13 protein-coding genes are annotated in these 18,037 nt (G+C 49.9%); 10 read left to right on the top strand and 3 right to left on the bottom strand.

The window, feature by feature from the left end; genetic code table 11:
- Positions 1–98: 98 nt before the first annotated feature.
- Positions 99–1,052 carry a DMT family transporter gene (locus tag MKQ68_RS11275; RefSeq protein WP_244843180.1) on the top strand — a complete coding sequence of 318 codons (954 nt, stop codon included), beginning with the start codon at positions 99–101 and terminating at the stop codon, positions 1,050–1,052.
- Here the strand turns inward: MKQ68_RS11275 and MKQ68_RS11270 are convergent.
- Positions 1,049–1,555 carry a hypothetical protein gene (locus tag MKQ68_RS11270; protein WP_264283380.1) on the bottom strand — a complete coding sequence of 169 codons (507 nt, stop codon included), beginning with the start codon at positions 1,553–1,555 and terminating at the stop codon, positions 1,049–1,051. The genes MKQ68_RS11275 and MKQ68_RS11270 overlap by 4 nt on opposite strands.
- A gap of 78 nt (positions 1,556–1,633) precedes the next feature.
- Positions 1,634–2,467 carry a chromate resistance protein ChrB domain-containing protein gene (locus MKQ68_RS11265; RefSeq protein ID WP_264283379.1) on the bottom strand — a complete coding sequence of 278 codons (834 nt, stop codon included), beginning with the start codon at positions 2,465–2,467 and terminating at the stop codon, positions 1,634–1,636.
- Between the two features lie 410 nt (positions 2,468–2,877).
- Between MKQ68_RS11265 and MKQ68_RS11260 the strand changes: the two genes are divergently transcribed.
- The 8 genes from MKQ68_RS11260 (at position 2,878) to MKQ68_RS11225 (ending at position 14,376) form a co-directional block, all read left to right on the top strand.
- Complete coding sequence (locus MKQ68_RS11260) at positions 2,878–3,867, top strand: SDR family oxidoreductase (RefSeq protein WP_285892329.1); 990 nt, start codon at positions 2,878–2,880, stop codon at positions 3,865–3,867.
- A 213-nt stretch (positions 3,868–4,080) separates the two neighbouring features.
- Positions 4,081–4,698: an RNA polymerase sigma factor gene (locus tag MKQ68_RS11255; protein WP_244843178.1), complete on the top strand. Its 618-nt coding sequence runs from the start codon at positions 4,081–4,083 to the stop codon at positions 4,696–4,698.
- 68 nt (positions 4,699–4,766) lie between these two features.
- A complete protein-coding gene (locus MKQ68_RS11250) occupies positions 4,767–5,900 on the top strand; it encodes a FecR family protein (RefSeq protein WP_264283378.1) in 1,134 nt (377 codons plus the stop codon).
- Between the two features lie 142 nt (positions 5,901–6,042).
- Positions 6,043–9,567, top strand: a complete 3,525-nt coding sequence (locus MKQ68_RS11245; protein WP_264283377.1) for a SusC/RagA family TonB-linked outer membrane protein — start codon at positions 6,043–6,045, stop codon at positions 9,565–9,567.
- Between the two features lie 29 nt (positions 9,568–9,596).
- Positions 9,597–11,129, top strand: coding sequence for a RagB/SusD family nutrient uptake outer membrane protein (locus MKQ68_RS11240; RefSeq protein ID WP_244843174.1), 1,533 nt, complete (start codon positions 9,597–9,599; stop codon positions 11,127–11,129).
- Between the two features lie 72 nt (positions 11,130–11,201).
- Positions 11,202–12,254: a TlpA disulfide reductase family protein gene (locus tag MKQ68_RS11235; protein ID WP_264283376.1), complete on the top strand. Its 1,053-nt coding sequence runs from the start codon at positions 11,202–11,204 to the stop codon at positions 12,252–12,254.
- 6 nt (positions 12,255–12,260) lie between these two features.
- Positions 12,261–13,772, top strand: a complete 1,512-nt coding sequence (locus tag MKQ68_RS11230; RefSeq protein ID WP_264283375.1) for a TlpA disulfide reductase family protein — start codon at positions 12,261–12,263, stop codon at positions 13,770–13,772.
- 310 nt (positions 13,773–14,082) lie between these two features.
- Positions 14,083–14,376, top strand: a complete 294-nt coding sequence (locus tag MKQ68_RS11225) for an Arm DNA-binding domain-containing protein (protein WP_264283374.1) — start codon at positions 14,083–14,085, stop codon at positions 14,374–14,376.
- Between the two features lie 224 nt (positions 14,377–14,600).
- Here MKQ68_RS11225 and MKQ68_RS11220 read toward each other — a convergent pair whose 3' ends face one another.
- Positions 14,601–14,741 (bottom strand): hypothetical protein, encoded by a 141-nt coding sequence (locus MKQ68_RS11220; RefSeq protein WP_244843168.1) that lies wholly within the window; start codon positions 14,739–14,741, stop codon positions 14,601–14,603.
- 817 nt (positions 14,742–15,558) lie between these two features.
- On the opposite strand from MKQ68_RS11220, the gene MKQ68_RS11215 reads away from it, so the two are divergent.
- Positions 15,559–17,124, top strand: coding sequence for a hypothetical protein (locus tag MKQ68_RS11215; protein ID WP_264283373.1), 1,566 nt, complete (start codon positions 15,559–15,561; stop codon positions 17,122–17,124).
- Positions 17,125–18,037 lie beyond the last annotated feature (913 nt).

Genomic DNA, 18,037 nt, shown 5'->3' with positions numbered 1-18,037 from the left:
TTCACTACCGCAACCGCCTCAAAATCCTGACTTTTCCCTAAAATAATAACAAAAGCGCAAGCCATTCCCCCTAATTTTGCACCCACAATCATAAACCGATGGGAGGCAATTCGATAAAGGGCACCGCATTAGCCGTGATGGCCGCCGTATTATGGGGCGTATCAGGCACATTCGGGCAGTTCTTGTTCCAGGAGCGGGGTGTAGACGTAGTATGGCTCCTGAGCATCCGGATGCTCGGAGCAGGCAGCTGCCTGTTGCTATTGGCTAAATTTCGCGAACGGACCAGTATTCTCGGCATCTGGAAAAACAGGAAGGATGCGGTAACGCTGGCCACTTTCACAGTGGCGGGCATGCTGGCCGTTCAGTACACCTATTTTGCGGCCGTACAGGAAACGAACGCCGCCACCGCTACGGTGCTACAATATGCCGGACCAATCTTCATTGCCGGCTACCTGGCGATCATCAACCGGCGCTTACCCGTAGCACGCGAGTTCCTTGCCCTTGTACTGGCCGTTGTCGGGGTGTTCCTGCTGGTTACGCATGGCGATATACAGCGACTCGCCATCTCAGAATGGGGGCTCTTTCTCGGCCTGGCTTCGGCAGTAGCCCTGGCGATATACACGCTGCAGCCTGTAAAATTATTATCCCGCTACCCGGCGGCGCTTATCATCGGTTGGGCCATGATTGGTGGCGGATTGATATGCGGCATCATCAAAGCGCCCTGGCATGCGGCTGGGCGCTGGGATTGGCCAGCGTATCTATCCACCGTCTTTATCGTGATCTTTGGCACCCTCATTCCTTTCTACGCCTACGTAACGGCGGTTAAGCTCATCGGCGGACAAAAAGCAAGTCTGCTCGCCTCCACAGAACCACTGGCAGCAACCATACTGGGTGTTTTATGGCTGCACACGCCGTTTACCGTTATCGATTGGATCGGCAGCATCTGTATTGTTTCGACGGTGTTTTTACTGAGCAGGCGAAAGGCCAGTGACGCCGATCGCCCGACCGCGCAGCGACAAAGGACGCGGGATCATGCGTCTACACGAAATTAAAACGTAATACCAAACTGGAATCCCACACCCACCGCCGCCGCCTGGTCATTGCCAAAGCGAGCCGGTACCGGCACCGCCATGAACATACTGCACTGTTTCCCCTTAATTACGATCTTATTCAATACAGGCGTAAAGCCATATCTGCCCGAAGTCTCGAATGCTGCGCGGGTGGCGAGGGTAAAACCATGGCCTAACCCGAACAATGCCCCGGGATGAAAAAGGAAGTTGCTCATTTTGCTCGTGCCATCTATCGCCCGAATCGTTGGCACAAACTCCATAGAAAAGCCAACACGGGAGCTCTTCCAGATGTTGATGCCCGTAGGCATGCCCACCACGTAAGCGCCATCGAAGTTGTAATGCGGTACATCATTTCCGAAGGTAACTATCGGATGAAGAATGCCTACATACCCGGTGATTTTCGGATAGGTTTGCTGTGCGGATGCACTTGCGTAAAACAAGTAAAGAAAAGTGGTGATGATAAAGCCTTTGAAACGCATAGTCATGTATATCTTTTACAGATGCAATGCTACGCAATGGCCGAACGCAGTAATAGAACGGAACTTACCCCGCTGGTATAGAACTTACTTTTTAAGCAGTTTTCTCCGGTAATCGGATGGACTTTCCCCCATATGCTGACGGAATATCCGGGAGAAATGACTTTGGTCGGAAAAGCCGGTCAGGTAAGCGATTTCGGTAAGTGAGTGGGCCGGATTACGCATCAGTTCCACCGCTTTTTCAATACGCTGCTTACGGAGGTATTCGCCAAAAGACAGGTTGTCGAAGTGTTTGGAAAACTCCCGCGACAGGTAGGAGGGATTGATGTCCAGGTCCTGCGAAAGCTCCTTCAATGTAAGACTAGTATCGATATGATCCTGGATGATGTTTTTCAATTCCTGCACCCAGGCAGGCATGCGGCGTCCACGGCCGGACTTCAGTGCTTCATTCAGCACGGCGAGCAGCTGCTGTTCAAAGGGTTGCTGGGTATGTTTTTCCTGTTGCAGATGCGAGGCCCAGCTATACAGCGCATCGTAAATCACCATGCCCTGCTCCAGCAGCTCGAGGTCGTTCGTGAAGTTATGCGCCAATCCGGCCGAAATAGCCCATAGGCCGGCCGATTGCGGGGCCATGTCGTGCCGGTCGGTGTCGGCGCCCCGTACAATAGGGGCCATGCTAAGTACGGCGGCGTCTGTGATCGCATATTTTTTGATAAGATAGTCGAACGTGCATTCGTCTCCGTAGTGCGTCAGTTCTACCCCGGGAATGTCGAACGGGGTGGCATCCTGCGCAGCTGCCTGGCTTAGTACCTGGTCGAAGGGAACGTAAATAATTTCCGCCGCCGGATCTATAAACCGGCGAATAAGCCAGGGACAGGCGATGCGGTCGATCTTGGGATGTTCACGCGTGATCCATTTCATATTGACGGAAATATAGTGAAAAGAAGGAAACGAATGCACGCCGAATTTAAAGGCCTGTAACTAAAAGCCGCACCCATCAATCGACTGGTGCGGCTTTCTATTGATGTTGATACATTACCCTGCTAATCCATCCTTCTTCGTTTTCTCCATCCTCTCAATGAGAAAACAGCCCTGTAACTTTAACGAACAGGCTGTTCTTTCCTTGGGATGGCCTGTTCCTAAAAGTTAGCACCGATATCTTCACACATGATCTACCCGTTTTGTCTTCCTAAATCCCCACTTTCCTGATGAGTTTTTTGTCGTGCTTGTTTCTGTGAAAGTTAAATTGCTGGCCCGTTACAGTATGCAGCCCAATCGCCGGCGTATGTGGCCTCGTTTTGGCGATAACTAACTAAAATCAGGTTACTATCATGGAAACGAACAAGATGAATCGCCGCAAGGCGCTCGGCACGCTCTCGATATTGGCCGCCGCGCCGGCTGTCGCCGTTACTTCAGCATCCGCCGCATCTCCCGAAAGCAAAACGATGGAAGATCCGCAAACGAAATACCCCAAGCCGCCTTTTCAACGACAACAACAACCCTGGCCCGGACTTGCTGGCAAAATGACGCCCCGGCCAGATCATGGGGAAACCAGTTACAAGGGCAGCGGCAGGCTGGCGGGTAGAAAGGCGCTCATTACCGGTGGCGACTCCGGTATGGGACGAGCTGCTGCGATCGCCTATGCACGCGAAGGGGCAGATGTGGCCATCAACTATCTTCCGGATGAGGAACCGGATGCAAAGGAAGTGGTAGAGCTGATCAGGAAAGCAGGCCGCAAGGCAGTGGCTATTCCCGGGGATATACGCACGGAGGCGTTTTGTAAGGAGCTCGTCGCCAAAGCGGTGCAGGGACTTGGTGGTTTAGACATCCTCGTCTGCAACGCCGCCCGCCAGCAAACGAAGGCCTCTATCCTCGATATCACCACAGAGGATTTCGATGCCACGATGAAAACGAATGTGTATGCCCCTTTCTGGATTATCAAGGCGGCCTTACCTCACCTGAAGCCCGGCGCATCTATTATTGGTACCACGTCTGTACAGGCGGCCGATCCGTCTGCAGAGTTGTATGATTACGCGCAAACGAAAGCGGCTACGACGAACTACGTAAGGTCCTTAGCGAAACAGCTCGCACCTAAAGGCATACGTGTGAATGGCGTGGCGCCCGGCCCTATCTGGACGCCCCTGCAGGTAAGTGGTGGTGCTACAATGGAAAAGCTGGAGAAATTCGGAGGCGATACGCCGATGGGCCGCCCCGGTCAGCCGGCGGAACTGGCGTCGATATATGTGCAGCTGGCAGCTAATGATGCGAGTTACAGCACGGGACAGATATTCGGTGCTGCCGGTGGGGGAGGGTTGCCATAATGATAAAAGGCATTACGTTTTCGCGGTTCGGGAGAGTGGTATCGTGTTACGCACTCCTGAACTGCGAAGGCGTATGGTTTAAGCTGCAGCGAAGGCGCAAAATATCATTGTTGTCGAAAATCAATCAATTCATTTATTGCTATAAAATTTCGTCGAAACGGCGTAACTTACTGGCATCATCCATCCGCCCTTCTTATCAACCAACTAAAGAGCATGAACGGGAATTTGTACACGCAGGAGTATTGGCGCCAGCTCCGGGACGGAAATACGGATGCTTTGTCCGCACTTTACCAACTACACTACGTAGGGCTTATTAACTATGGGGTGAAGCTCACCGGCGATCGTGATCTCGCCAACGACTGTTTTACCGCGGTATTACTGGAGTTATGGGAAAAACGGCACCAGCTGCCGGAGGTGTCCAACGTACGCGCTTACCTCATCACTTGCCTGCATCGCCGTATGCTGCACGAAATCGCATCCGGTAAAAAACGCATCCATAGCCATCAGCAAGTCGCCGAAGGGCAGGAGCGGGAGTGGTCGCACGAAGAATATCTGTCGGCTATAGAAGGTAATGATGAGTTCACCGAGGCCTTTGCCAGGGCCTTCCGCCAGCTGACACAACGCCAGCAACAGCTGCTGCGCATGAAGTTTTTCGACAACCTCGATTACGACCATATCGCCCAAACCTGCGGCATTACCAAACGCACGGCCTATAATATTATACATGACGCCCTCAAACAACTTAAACATGAACTGAAAGGCCACGAACAGGCCACCGGACTGCCTATTGAGACATTGCTTTCCATCTCTTTACTGCTCATCCTGCAGTAACCGAAAAAAAAGTTGACTTTTTCATAGTAAATCGGAAATGTTTTGTCCTCTATAGTATAAAAGGGGAAATGAACTACCTGCGGCACAAGGCGGAAGACCTGGTGATGGACGAATCCTTCCAGCAATATTGCACCGGCACCAACCCGGTAGCAGTAAGGTTTTGGGAGCAGTGGCTGCAGGAGCATCCGGATAAGAGCGATGTGGTGGATACAGCACGCTCTTTATATCTCCGGTTAAACGGAGGGTTGGATGCAGCCACGTTTTCCCGGCATCACCAGCACTTTGCGGATAAACTCGCGGAGAAGGGCATCAGGCCGGGGATGCAGTTGCCTACAGGCGTAGTGCGCCGTGTAAATGGATGGAAGTGGTACGCAGCGGCTGTTGCAGCTATGTCCTGCGGATTACTTTTAACGATGTGGTTCATGCGGCCTGAGAAGGCTGCACAGCGAATGCTGGCCGTCAAAGATAACCGCCCGGTGTATGTGAGTCAGCCCGGGGAACGTAAGTCGTTCCAGCTGCCCGACGGTACCAAAGTAGTACTGAACGCCGGCAGTACCCTGCGGCTGGAAGATAGCTTTTACAACGGCAAACGCAACCTCACGCTGGAAGGAGAAGCCTTTTTCGACGTAGCGCAGGACGCCTCGGCACCCTTCATCCTGCACACCGCAGAAATGAAGATCACCGTACTGGGAACCGCTTTTAACGTGAAAGCTTATAAGGACGACGAAACGAATGAAACCTCGCTGGTAAAAGGCCGCGTGCGGGTCGATCTCCGCGCCGGACAGCAGGTGTATCTTAAACCGGAAGAAAAATTAACTGTAAGCATAAAACAATATCCGACACAGGAAATTAAATCAATATCAACCACGAAAGAACCGAAAGCCAAAGTCTATTATTCTATTGACTCTCTCACACACATTCCACAAGACAGCGCAACTGTTGAATTATCATGGGTAGACAACCGGCTGATTTTTGCCGATGAGTCGCTCGCGGAAATTGCCCGCAAACTGGAACGCTGGTATGGCGTAAAAATTAAGTTTGATGCTGAAGAACTGCGTCAGTACCGCTTTACCGCGCACTTCAATAAAGAAACACTGCAAAGGGTGCTAGAAGTGCTGAAGTTTTCCAGGGGATTCGATTTCCATTTTGAAAATGCCCACACAGTGGTATTAAGCCAGCAAAAGATGGAAGAAAAGGAATAGTGACATATTCCCGACAGCCATCTCTACATAAATGAAAGAGGGAATGGTGACACATTCCCCCTTGAGTTAAAGCTTGGAAACAGGAATCCTGTTGACACGGTCGCCTGTTCCCTATTAGTTCACTTTAAACCTGTACGAAAGTATGCAAAAAAACCAACTTCCGGGCAGGGGAGCGGGCATGTCCCTACTCTCCCTCAAAGTACTTATGTTTATGAAACTGACCGTCATGCTTACGCTGCTGGCCTGCCTCAGCGTAAGCGCCGCCACCTACTCGCAGGATGCCAAAGTGTCGCTTAAGCTGAACGGCGCCTCTGTTCAGCAATTGTTTAACGCGATCGAGAAGAAAACGTCTTATCGTTTCGTGTTCAGCAATGACATTATTCCGCGCAACTTACGGGTGAGCATCGACGTACAGAATACCGCCGTGGCAGAAGTACTAAGCCATGCGCTCGACCGCTCCAACCTCGACTTTCGCATGCTCGAAAACGACATGATCGTCGTAGCCGACCGAAGCTCCATCCGCCAGATGGCGCGCGTCGAAGGTCGCGTATTAGATGCCGCAGGCGATCCGCTTGAAGGTGTGAGTATCACGATCAAAGGTTCTGCAGGCGGTACTTTCAGTGGTGTCAAAGGCACTTTCGCCCTGAACGTGCCCAATCCTCACTCCGAACTCGTATTCAGTTACGTAGGCCTTGAAACACTGATCGTGCCGCTTAACGGTCGTAAAACGCTCGAGGTAATGATGAAAGGGGCACGCCAACTTAGCACCGTTACTGTGGTCAACACCGGCTTTCAACAATTAAATAAAGAAAGAGCGACCGGCTCCTTCGGTTATATTGATAAAGAGCAACTGGGCCGCCCCACCACTAACATCGCCAGCCGTATTATCGGCACCACGGCAGGTGTGCAGGCTAAACTGGATGTTGATGGCAACCCGACCTTCGAGATCCGCGGTAAATCCAGCCTCTATGCTGCTGCTGCCCCATTGGTGGTGGTAGACGGGTTCCCGATCAGTGGCGACTTCAATACCATCAACCCAAATGATGTAGAGAGTGTAACCATTTTGAAAGATGCGGCCGCCGCCTCCATCTGGGGTGCGCGTTCGGCCAATGGCGTAATCGTAGTCGCTACCAAAAAAGGACAGAAGGGCACGCCGCTGCGGGTCGACTTTTCCGCCTTTACCAAAATGGGCAGCAAGTTTGACCTGGATTACGTAAACCCGCTGGCTTCTTCGGCCGAAACGGTGGACTATGAAACCAGGTCTTTTAATAAGTGGAGCGCCCGTACCAACCCGGGTACTATCTCGAACGCCGGCATGGCCTGGTCCTCCGCCACTATCGCCCTGAATGAAGCCTATCTTGGATACATGACGGCAGCAGAAAAAGATGCCGTGCTGGCAAAGTTGTCAACACAAAGTAATAAGGGGCAGATACGCGATCTGTTACTGGCGACGCCCGCTACACAGCAGTATAACCTGAGCTTGTCGGGCTCCAATGGCCGCATGTCTAACATGTTATCGTTCCTGTTTGAAGATAACCAGTCTAACTTTAAAGAGACAGGCTACCAGAAATACCTGCTGAACTTTCGTACCACCGCGAACATCACCCGCTGGCTGGATTTCAACTTCGGCGGTATGATGCATTACAATAAAGCGGAGAACAGCGGCTTGTCCCTGGGCGATATCCAGGGCTTGTCTCCGTATGAGATGCTGAAAAATCCCGACGGATCGCTAACGAATATCCACCAGTATTACACCCCCATCCTCACGCGCCTGGTGCCTACCGCTAGATTTCCTTACAGCGACTGGAGTTATAATCCCGTACAGGAAATCGCCAACCGCGATCTGCGCACGACACAACTGAACGGCCGTATCATGGGTGGGCTTACCCTTAAACTGGTGAAGGGTTTGACATTAGACAGCAAATTCCAGTATGAGCTGTTTAACACCTTCAACCGCGGACTGTACAACGATCGTACATTCTATGTGCGCAACCTGGTAAATACCGCTACGTCGTGGAACCAGGCTACCGGCGTGCTGACACCGAATCTGCCTAAAGGAAGTATTCTCACACAAAGCAGGAGCCGCACGCAGGCCTATAACCTCCGCAACGCTATCAGCTATAACAATTTTTTCGCCCGCAAACATGAAGTGAACTTTATTGCAGGCGCGGAAATCAGCAACCAGGTGACGGAAGTTTTCGGCAACCCGACAACCTATGGGTATAACGATGAAACCCTTACCTCGGGCATCTTCCCGAACGGTCCGGGCGGCACCTTCAGGACTATCCAGAACTGGCAGGGCAGTAACCAGACATTCGCTTACTCTAACAGTTTTGCCTATACGACTAACCGTTACTTCTCCTCCTTCGCCAACCTGGCATATACCTATAACGGCAAGTATACCGCTTCAGGCAGCTTCCGCACGGATGCTTCCAACATCATTGCGGATGATCCTAAATACCGTTATTCGCCGTTCTGGTCCGCAGGTTTAGCCTGGCAGCTGCATCGCGAAGACTTCTTACGTGCCGCTACCTACCTGAACCGCCTGAACCTGCGTATGACCTATGGTTACAACGGTAATGAAGATCGTTCTACCTCCTTTATGCCGCTGATCTCCGTAGGTGCTACGCCAAATGTATACACTAACGATTATACCGCTACCATCGCCAGCTTCGGTAATCCCACCCTTCGCTGGGAGAAAACTGCCACCTGGAACGTGGGGCTGGACTACAGCCTGTTCGGCAACCAGTTATTTGGTAAGGTAGATGTGTATAGCAAATACGGTAAAGACCAGATCGCGCAACTCACCATTCCCGCGGCCAATGGTACCACATCTCAAAAATTAAACAACGCCGAAATCAGCAACCGCGGTGTGGAACTGGAAATCGGTACCCAGCAAAGCATCACCAAAAGGATCAGCTGGCAGGGCAACCTGAACTTCTCGTTCAACCGCAATCGTATCGAGAAACTCTTCGTGGCTAACTATGCCGCGTCTACACTGGTAGGCGGTGGCAGCGGTGCCTATGTGCAGGGGGCTAACGCTAACGACCTGTGGCGCTTCCGGTATGCCGGACTGCAAAACGGTCAGCCCATGCTATATGGTGAAAAAGGGCAGCTGTACAACTTTGGCGCTTTCACACCCGGCGATGGTCGTAACTATTTAGAGAACATGGGTACTACCGTAGCGCCTTATACACTCGGCTTTATGAACACCTTCCGGGTATATGATTTCGATTTGTCTTTTATCCTGACAGGCAAGTTCGGGCACGTGTTTCAACGCAGGGGATTCAACTATCCGCCCACCTGGACCAGCCGCGTGCTGCCTAACAACAAACTGTCCGAAGTGCTGAACGGTGATCCTCAAAAGATCGTGCCGCTGCCGCAGAACGACGTAGAAGACCGCTACTACTTCTGGGACCGTTTTCACCAGTACATGACCTACCTGATCGAAAGCGCGTCGCACGTGCGTATGCAGGAAGTGAACCTCACCTACAACCTGAACAAAGCCACCCTGTCGCGCCTGCACCTGCAGCACGTACAACTCTTTGCACAGGGTAACAACCTGTTTACCATTTACGCGAACGACGCCAAGGAAGATCCGGAATATCCGCTCGGCACTATGCGTCCGCAGCCTACGGTAACACTGGGGCTGAAAGTGAGCCTTTAAGACGAATTGTGAATTTAAAAACAGTACTCATGACGATTTCTTACAAACATATATTCCGTGTCGCCCTCTTAAGCACCGTGTTAGGCTTTTCCGCCTGCGATAAGTTTCTCGAGGAGCGGCCCAGTAAAACCTCCTCCGTACAGGCAACAACCGCCGCGCAACTGGAAGCACTGCTGAATAACACCGCCAGCTTCTACCTCGAAGCGAATCGCTCCGCTATTTATGCAACAGATGATTGCGGCCTGTCTGCCGCGATGTACAAATCATCTGCCAGTCCGTTCAACATGGCCGCCGTTCAATTCGCCACCTGGGATACCCTGTACCTGCAGGACGATACCCAGGAAACCTTCTGGAACAACGAGTTCCGGAAGATATTTCACGCCAACATGGTGTTAAGCCTCGTGGGCGCCGTAAGTGGCACTGCCGAACAGAAAGCCACTCTTACCGCAGATGCTCATTTCATCCGCGCTTACAGCTACTTCCAGCTGGCTACCACCTTTTGTTTGCCCTACAACGAAGCCAGCAAGAACGAATTGGGGCTACCTATTAAAACCAGCACCAGCTTCGAGGAACCGTTGAAACGCGCCCCCTTGCAGGACGTATACAAACAAATCGAATCCGATCTCACCGAGGCATTAAAAATAACACAACCACTCGTACAGGAAGGCCGTGCGCGCCACTGGCGTGCTAACAAAGCCGCAGTGAATGGTTTTGCAGCGCGTTATTACCTTACCCGTAACAATTACGCAGAAGCGCAGAAGTACGCCCAGCTTGCGCTCGACGAGTACAGTGTACTGGTCGATTACAATACCGAAATGCGTTACGGCCGTACCCAAAGCGTAGTCACCGATCCCGGTAAACCCGAGTCTAAAACCGTCGTGTTGCAATACCCGTACACGCACGACAACCAGACCGACCTTACCGACATGATCGGCTGGAAAGAGTTCTTATACTTCCGCATGCTGAACCACGGCAGCTGGTGGTACATTCCCAGCCAGGGACTGTTGAACCTGTACGATAAAGATCATGACCTGCGTTACCGTTATCACATCGTCGAGAACTATTCGTACGACAGGGGCATGATCAACCCCAGCTTCGATTACCCGGGGTACATCTTCTTCTTTAAAGATCGTTTGCCTTCTGGTCCTACCGTACCTGAAATGCTGCTCATTAAAGCTGAAGCCCTGGCCCGCACCAACAAACCTGCGGAAGCCGTTGCAGTGCTGAACCAGCTGCGCGCCAAACGCATGACACCCGGTGCCTGGGTAACCCTTGTAGCCACTACGCCCGACGATGCCATTGCCAAAGTGCTGGAAGAGCGCCGTCGCGAGCTGCCGTTTACCCATCGCTGGAACGACATCCGCCGGTATAACAACAATGACTACGCGCTGGACGACATTACCCTCACCCGCGACTTTTACCCGTACAACGTGGCATCCGTGCAAACCAATGAGCCGGTGAAAACGTACACACTGGCCAAAGGCTCGCGCCGTTTCGCGCAACCTATTCCGCGTACGGAACTCGTGGCCAGTGGTGGTGTGATCGAACAGAACAAATATTAGCTTCCCAATAAGGGATCATATTAACCCAGTCGCGGTGGTGACGCCATCACCGCGGCTATATTCAAACCGTTTATGAAACAATTGATCTGCATCCTGGCGGCGACACTGTTATGTTCATCCTTGTATGCACAGTCTTACCAGGTAAGCGGCCAGCTCCAGGGCCTGAAGAACGACAGCATTTATATCCTCGTGCGTAAAGGTAACGGCCCCGCCGACACCCTGCGCACCCGTGCAACAGACGGGAAATTCCGGTTCAAAGGAAAAACAACCGGCGTATCGCAAGCTTTACTGGTACCGACAAGCCTGCGTTCCCGCAAATCCTTCAACATGTACCTCGAACCTGGTACCGTCACGCTGAAGGGCCACATCGACAGCATTGACTACATCCTCGCTGCCGGAACGCCTAACAACACCCTGCAAACAGAGGGCCGGCTGAAGGAGAAACAACAATACGCCACCCTTAAAACCCTGCGTGACGAAGGCAAAACCGCCGAAGCCGAGGCCTTGTTTAACCAGATTTGGGCAGATAAACATACCGTCATCCGCCAGCACCCCAACAGCATGGTGAGCCTCATGCACCTGTGGGTGTTACAATCCCGCGTGCCCCTGGACACCTCGCTGGCCCTCTACGCCGCTTTGTCGCCCGACCTGCAACGCACCGATATTGGCCGGCAAATCAACGACCGGCTGGCAGCCCTGGAAAAAGTACGCGTAGGCAAACAGGCCCCAGCATTTGATGCCGTAGACCTCGACGGAAAGGCCGTGAACATGAACACCCTCAAAGGCAAATACGTGCTGCTCGATTTTTGGGCCAGCTGGTGCGTGCCTTGCCGCGCCGAGAATCCTTACGTAGTGGCAGCCTACCAGCAATACAAAGACAAAGGCTTTACCGTGATCAGCGTTTCCCTCGACCACGATCGCCAAAAGTGGGTGGATGCCATTGCCAAAGATGGCCTCAACTGGCAACACATCTCCGAGCTGAAAGCCCAGCAGGAGCCAATCGCCAGGCTGTATGGCGTACAGGCCATTCCCGATAACTTTCTGATCTCCCCCGATGGCCGTATCGTAGCCGCCAAACTGAGAGGAGAGGAGTTAAAAAAAACATTAGCAGACATCATAAAATAACTAACCATGCAGAAAATCATCACCATGCTGGCAGCCGCCTGCATCTTACAAATCAGCGCATACGCCCAGGGCCCACGTTCACCAAAGCCCGAAGCCACACCCGCAGAAATTGCCGCCCTTAAAAAAGCCGTAGAAAAAGATTTTAAGGATGCCCAGGCCCACAAAGACTACATCTTCGCCGTGGGTGCCGAGAGCAAAGAACTGCAACAGCAATACGATGCATGGATCAAGGCCAATCCCAAATCGGTTGTCATCCCCTTTGCCTACGCAGAAGCCTTGTACCAAAAAGAGCTGCCCACCGCCAAACCCTATTTGGAGAAAGTCGTAAAACTTGATCCTAAAAACGGTAAAGCCTACCAGATGTTATGGACCGACGCCGAGCGCTGGGGTGACTTCGCCGGTGGCCGCGAGTACCTGAGAAAGGCCACCCAGGCCGATCCCAAGAGCCCGGACCATGCGTTCTATTACGCCAGCTCCTTTGAGGACGTGGACTCCGCCAAACACCACGACCTGATGCTGTCCATGCCCGACCGCTACCCCGGCACCGAACGCGGCGCCCAGGCCCTCTACTGGCTGGCCCAACGCTCGCTGAACCCCGCCGTTAAAATACAGGTATGGGAGCTGGCCCGCCAGAAATACGACCCCGGAAAATCCAACTGGACCTCCGGCTCCATGAGCAATTACTACAACTACCTGCTCACCCGCGACCTGACCAAAGCCAAAGCACTCGCCGACGATATGCTCAATAACGACTCCCTGCGCACCGATAAGTCATGGCTGCAAAACAAAGAGATTGCCGATGTCATTTTAGCCGGTCGCGCGTTAGCGGCTGCTGGTAAGTATGAGGAAGCTGTCCAGAAGTTCAATACCGCTCCTAAGCAGCGTTTCGGCAATGCTGCTACCGTGTTGTTGAAAGACAAAGCCGCCGCCAACGCCGCTGCCGGCAATGTGAAGGCTGCTTACGACAGTTTGCTCCTCAACTATGCAGTTGATCCCACCGACGAGATCTACGCTTTGGTAACCACCTACGGCGGTAAACTTGGTAAAGACAATGCCGCCATTCAGCAGGAAGTGTGGCAACAACGCCAGTCCAAAGCCCAGCCGGCCACTTCGTTTTCACTCGACAACTATCTGACCTCCGGCAAAACCTCGCTGGCCGATCTGAAAGGCAAAGTGGTACTGGTTACCTACTGGTTCCCTGGTTGCGGCCCGTGCCGTGGAGAGTTCCCGCACTTCGAGGCTGTGGTGCGTAAATTTAATAAAGACCAGTTGGCGTATGTTGGGATTAATATCGCCCATGAGCAGGATCCGTATGTTGCGCCGTTTATGAAGCAGAGTGGATATTCATTTACCCCGGTGCGTGATGAGCCGGAGAAGCGTGGGAATCTGAAGGCCATGGGGGCGCCGACGAATTATTTGATCGATAAGGAGGGGAGGATTGTGTTTTCGAATTTCAGGACGGACGAGCATAATCATAGGACGTTGGAGTTGATGATTGGGGAGTTGTTGGCGAGGTAGAGGGTTTGTGAGTTTGGAAGAGAGGATTCTGTGAAGTTAAGGTGTTCGGATCCCGGCGGAATCACAACCGAGAAAACAAATAATTAAAAAGCCGTACAGAATGTAATGTCTGTGCGGCTTTTCTGCTTTTTACACTACAAAGGTTTACTATCTAAAATGAATGTAAAAGGTGGCAAAAAAGGTGACATCTAAAAATTCTACTTTAGGTGTCACCTTTTTCCTCGGAAACGCTTAATGGTATTGAGTTTAAGGAAAGAGAAAATTGAACCAAAACGAACCAATTTCTTAACCACTTCAAACATCATTGGCGATGAAAGTAAGTCAAGAGTTATCAATTTCTTTCCGGTTACGAAAGTCTAAAAGTGAAACAAATGGCAAGCGTACTATTATGTTGCGGCTTGTCATTAGGGGAGAGCGGGATGACGTTTCCCTCGGCTACCAGGTTAACCCAGCCAAGTTTTGCAAAAAGTCCGGCATCATTAACGGCAGCTTCCCCGAAGTAATTGAAATCAACAAAGCCATTGCGAAAACGCGGACGGATATCCTGTATCACTACAACCGGCTCAAAGATGAGGGCGACGACGCTCCGTTCACCTTCTGGTAAAACTCAATCCCAAACGCCAGGAAAAGCGGGTGAGGACTGTTGGCCGGAAGTTGAACCGTCAGGTTCATGGCCGCAGTCTGCAAAGCGTCGAGCGGCATGTCCGCAGACCTGGTTACACCGTTCACGAACGTTTCCACCTCAAAGTCGATTTCAGCACCAGCTGCCGTTAATTTACAGTAGGAGCTGCGATCATATTGATCGGAATAAACGGAGGAAAGCTTACGTCAACAGCGCCTGTAACCCGGTCCGAAGAACGTTCCCTGCAACGTACCGTTGATGTTGAACTCGAATCCCTGTAACAGTTCCGCTTCTCCATCAATTACGTTACGTTTTCCACGTACGCTGGTGGCGTCAGCCTTAATCACCTTGTGAACCGGGCGGTAAGGCGGGCGGTCATGTAACTGTCGCCAGTATTCATGAGCAACGCACGGAAAGAGGTGCGCAGCAATTTGCCGGCTTTACCGGCTTTGCCAAACTCAGCGCCATTCTCACGGGTACGCTCAACGCAGGATCGGTAGCAAATCGGGCGGCGTCAACACCGCCCTTTTCGCGTGCCAGATATCCGGCTGTCGATTTGTAGAAGGTAATATTACCAATGGTACCATCTAAGGGTATTAACCCTTTTTGTCTTGCCAATTAAAAGAATTTCGTAACAAATAGGAGCACTTCACACAGCCCGCTCCGTTAGGCTTTTCCATTCGTGCACGATGTCGTATTTTGTATTACCACGCCAAACTACGCCGGCATTTTTAACTGAAAAAATATCGATGCCGATTTCAAACAAAAAAAGCAGCTTTCGCCTTGCAATTTATGTGTCCGACGTCCAGATAGTAACCGGAAGATCAGAAAGAACCGCACGTTTGCTTTTACAGAGAATTCGTAAAGTTCTTGGAAAGAATAAGGGACAGTTTGTTTCAATTGCGGAGTTTTGTCAATTCACAGGGGTTAATGAACAGGATGTGAGATTGTCTATCGATAATTAATCTACTACTCCAGGTTTACGTCGGGTTTTAAGTATGTTTAGTTGCTATTCTCTAACCAACTACACTCATGCAAGACGGGATATAGGCCCATTATTTAAAGCTGCTTTATGGCATTTTTAATAATGTTATGGCTTTTTGTAATTTGTGAATTAGTATGTTTATCACTTAAATTCGTTAATGCCTCAAAAGTTTTTAATAAATGAATGATTGGTTTAAGATATTTATCCCGACTAGGGTGCTAAAATGGCTTGGAGCTATTGTTGGTTTTTGGTTGAAAGCTCAAGAGAATAAGAGATGGGTAATAACGGTTTTTGTATTCGTGTTAGCCTTTTTAATACTTTCATCTCAGCGGTTGGGTGTATTGGATATCGCTAAGCCGTTTTCGTGGATGAAAGTAAGCATGATAATTATTTTGTCTAGTATACCTTCTATGTGGATGCTCTCCAGATCGTCAGAAAAGATTGTCTCAAATAGTGGGGCGTGGACCGTTGGCGTTTTAGAGTTTTTGACAATATCTGACAAGGATTATTTCGACACAAATTTCGACACTCAACGAGTAAGCGAAGGTCTAAAGGACATAATTGGGCGCCTGCAGTCTCTCGTGGAACCTTTTAAGTCTGGTAAGGTTAGGGTTATAATAGTCAGTAAGCCGCGCATCTACTACCTCGGACATTCACTGTCAAGTTTGAAACTAAACCTGGCTAAACAGGCAGCTAAAGCGAATGTTTCAATGCTGCTTATGCCGCAGAAAGATACGGCATCTGGAAAAATAGACTTTGATTTATTGTTAGTTAGGAATTTCATTGGTGGGGATGAATTTAAACGACGATTTTGTAGCGCATTCGGTATTATTTTGCCTGCGAATGTACCTGCAGATCGCTACGTTGATGCTGTTTCAAGATTGTTTTTTGCTATCGCTGGGCAGTCTGTTTTGGATGTTATTTTGCAGGCGGGAGATTTTGCCTTGGCACACAGGGTGAACGATGATAGTGAAAAGGATTTTAAGCGAGCCGTCATTGACCTTGAGCATTTGATTGGTGCTAATTTAAATTCTTCTTTTTTAGAAATCAAGAATGGATTCGCGTGCCAATTTAATCGCTATAGAGGTCTTTTGTTGATAAATCAGAAACAGTATCTTGCAGGGCTCAAGCACATTTTCGTGGCAATAGCACTAAATCCTTATTTTCCGTATGCAGATTACATGCAGTTTAGAGATGCATTCAACAGACGGTATGGCGCACAGTTATCTGCCCAAACACCTGAAATTCTTGATGAGCTTGATGGTGAACTCGGAGAAACAGAGGGGCCTGAGTGGTACCATGAGAAAGCTGCGGAACTGAATAGTTCAATTGAATACAGTAACACATCCATTTTTTCTGAAATTTTGAAATTTGTTATACGTGACGCTGAAAGTGATGATGTCAACACGTATATAGAAGAGGTGTTCAGTTCCGAATTTTGCGCCGCCCCAGGTAAGTTTCTGATAATAGGTGACGTGGCTAAATATTTACCCAAAGGGGATTTGAAGAGTGATGCAATATACATCGAAAGAATTCCGGAAGTAATTCAGGCCTTAGAAGCTGCTCTCGAAATGGATTCTGAGTTTGTGCTGCTTGACAGTCGAATAGGTATTTTAATGGTTACAGAAGCATTCAGTATCGAGGACGAGAGTTACAGAAATCAACGACTGGAGGAGGGGATGGCGCGACATTTGAAGGGCAGCGAATATATGCATAGATTTGGACTTTATCCGCCTGATAGTTAATATAACTGATTACAAAATTATGAAACATTCTATTTTTATCTAACAATACGAAGTCTACGCTGCTATTGCTGGCAGCGTCATCGGTCGGTCAAGCCTTTTCTCTTCTTCTTATTTTCCAAGTATTCCTGGATATCAGCACTTTCATAAAGAATAATACTACCTGGCTTAATGTAAGCTAATGAACCATTTATCCGCAGATTTTATAGTGTACCAGACGAGATACCCAGCAGTTCCCGTACTTCGTATGATTTAAGGTATTTTCTTCCTGCCATTGAACGCGAGAGTGTTTGGGTGAGATTTCTTATTTCTGTTAGGAGTTCCTTTTTAAAGCTCTCCAGGTCCTCAATCGTTGCCAGTTGAGGACGGTTGAAATTTTGCATAATCTGAATTTTGTGAGGTTTTTATTTGTAGTTTGAAGGGGCCGGATGGGCGGTCTACCAGTCAAACCTATCTATCTTGTAGTAAATGACATACATTAGCTTCTGATTTGGTTATAAGTAGCTGTGGACAAATTATTTAAGCCCGTTTTGTTACGATTTGATCACCGAGTTTTATATTTGCGGCATGCGTTTATAAAGCGCGGAGCATATAAAGCAGTTTAAAATAAGGGTGTATGAGAAAGTCTACACAAAGATTAAATAGGCCTTTTCGATGTGTGCAGCTGGGAGTGTTCGGATCCCAGCGGGATCACAGAACAAATTCAAACGCACTTAAAGCCGTATAAATCGTAGGATTTATGCGGCTTTCTGCTTTTAGCACATTAAGTTAATCCTTATCGTATCAATCTGTAGTGATACATAAAAGGATACAGTAACTTTTTTAAGTTACTGAATCCTTTTCTCGGCGAAATGCTTATCAGTGTTAAGTTTTAGAACCTCAAACCGAAACAATATTTCTTAAACCGCACCATATG

The sequence above is a fragment of the Chitinophaga horti genome (assembly GCF_022867795.2).
Taxonomy (GTDB): Bacteria; Bacteroidota; Bacteroidia; order Chitinophagales; family Chitinophagaceae; genus Chitinophaga; species Chitinophaga horti.
This window is presented reverse-complemented; position numbering and strand designations above follow the sequence as displayed.

Coding starts and splice junctions, on each gene's coding strand:
- MKQ68_RS11275 (WP_244843180.1), top strand. CDS start 99: ATGGGAGGCAATTCGATAAAGGGCACCGCATTAGCCGTGATGGCCGCC.
- MKQ68_RS11270 (WP_264283380.1), bottom strand. CDS start 1,555: ATGACTATGCGTTTCAAAGGCTTTATCATCACCACTTTTCTTTACTTG.
- MKQ68_RS11265 (WP_264283379.1), bottom strand. CDS start 2,467: ATGAAATGGATCACGCGTGAACATCCCAAGATCGACCGCATCGCCTGT.
- MKQ68_RS11260 (WP_285892329.1), top strand. CDS start 2,878: ATGGAAACGAACAAGATGAATCGCCGCAAGGCGCTCGGCACGCTCTCG.
- MKQ68_RS11255 (WP_244843178.1), top strand. CDS start 4,081: ATGAACGGGAATTTGTACACGCAGGAGTATTGGCGCCAGCTCCGGGAC.
- MKQ68_RS11250 (WP_264283378.1), top strand. CDS start 4,767: ATGAACTACCTGCGGCACAAGGCGGAAGACCTGGTGATGGACGAATCC.
- MKQ68_RS11245 (WP_264283377.1), top strand. CDS start 6,043: ATGCAAAAAAACCAACTTCCGGGCAGGGGAGCGGGCATGTCCCTACTC.
- MKQ68_RS11240 (WP_244843174.1), top strand. CDS start 9,597: ATGACGATTTCTTACAAACATATATTCCGTGTCGCCCTCTTAAGCACC.
- MKQ68_RS11235 (WP_264283376.1), top strand. CDS start 11,202: ATGAAACAATTGATCTGCATCCTGGCGGCGACACTGTTATGTTCATCC.
- MKQ68_RS11230 (WP_264283375.1), top strand. CDS start 12,261: ATGCAGAAAATCATCACCATGCTGGCAGCCGCCTGCATCTTACAAATC.
- MKQ68_RS11225 (WP_264283374.1), top strand. CDS start 14,083: ATGAAAGTAAGTCAAGAGTTATCAATTTCTTTCCGGTTACGAAAGTCT.
- MKQ68_RS11215 (WP_264283373.1), top strand. CDS start 15,559: ATGAATGATTGGTTTAAGATATTTATCCCGACTAGGGTGCTAAAATGG.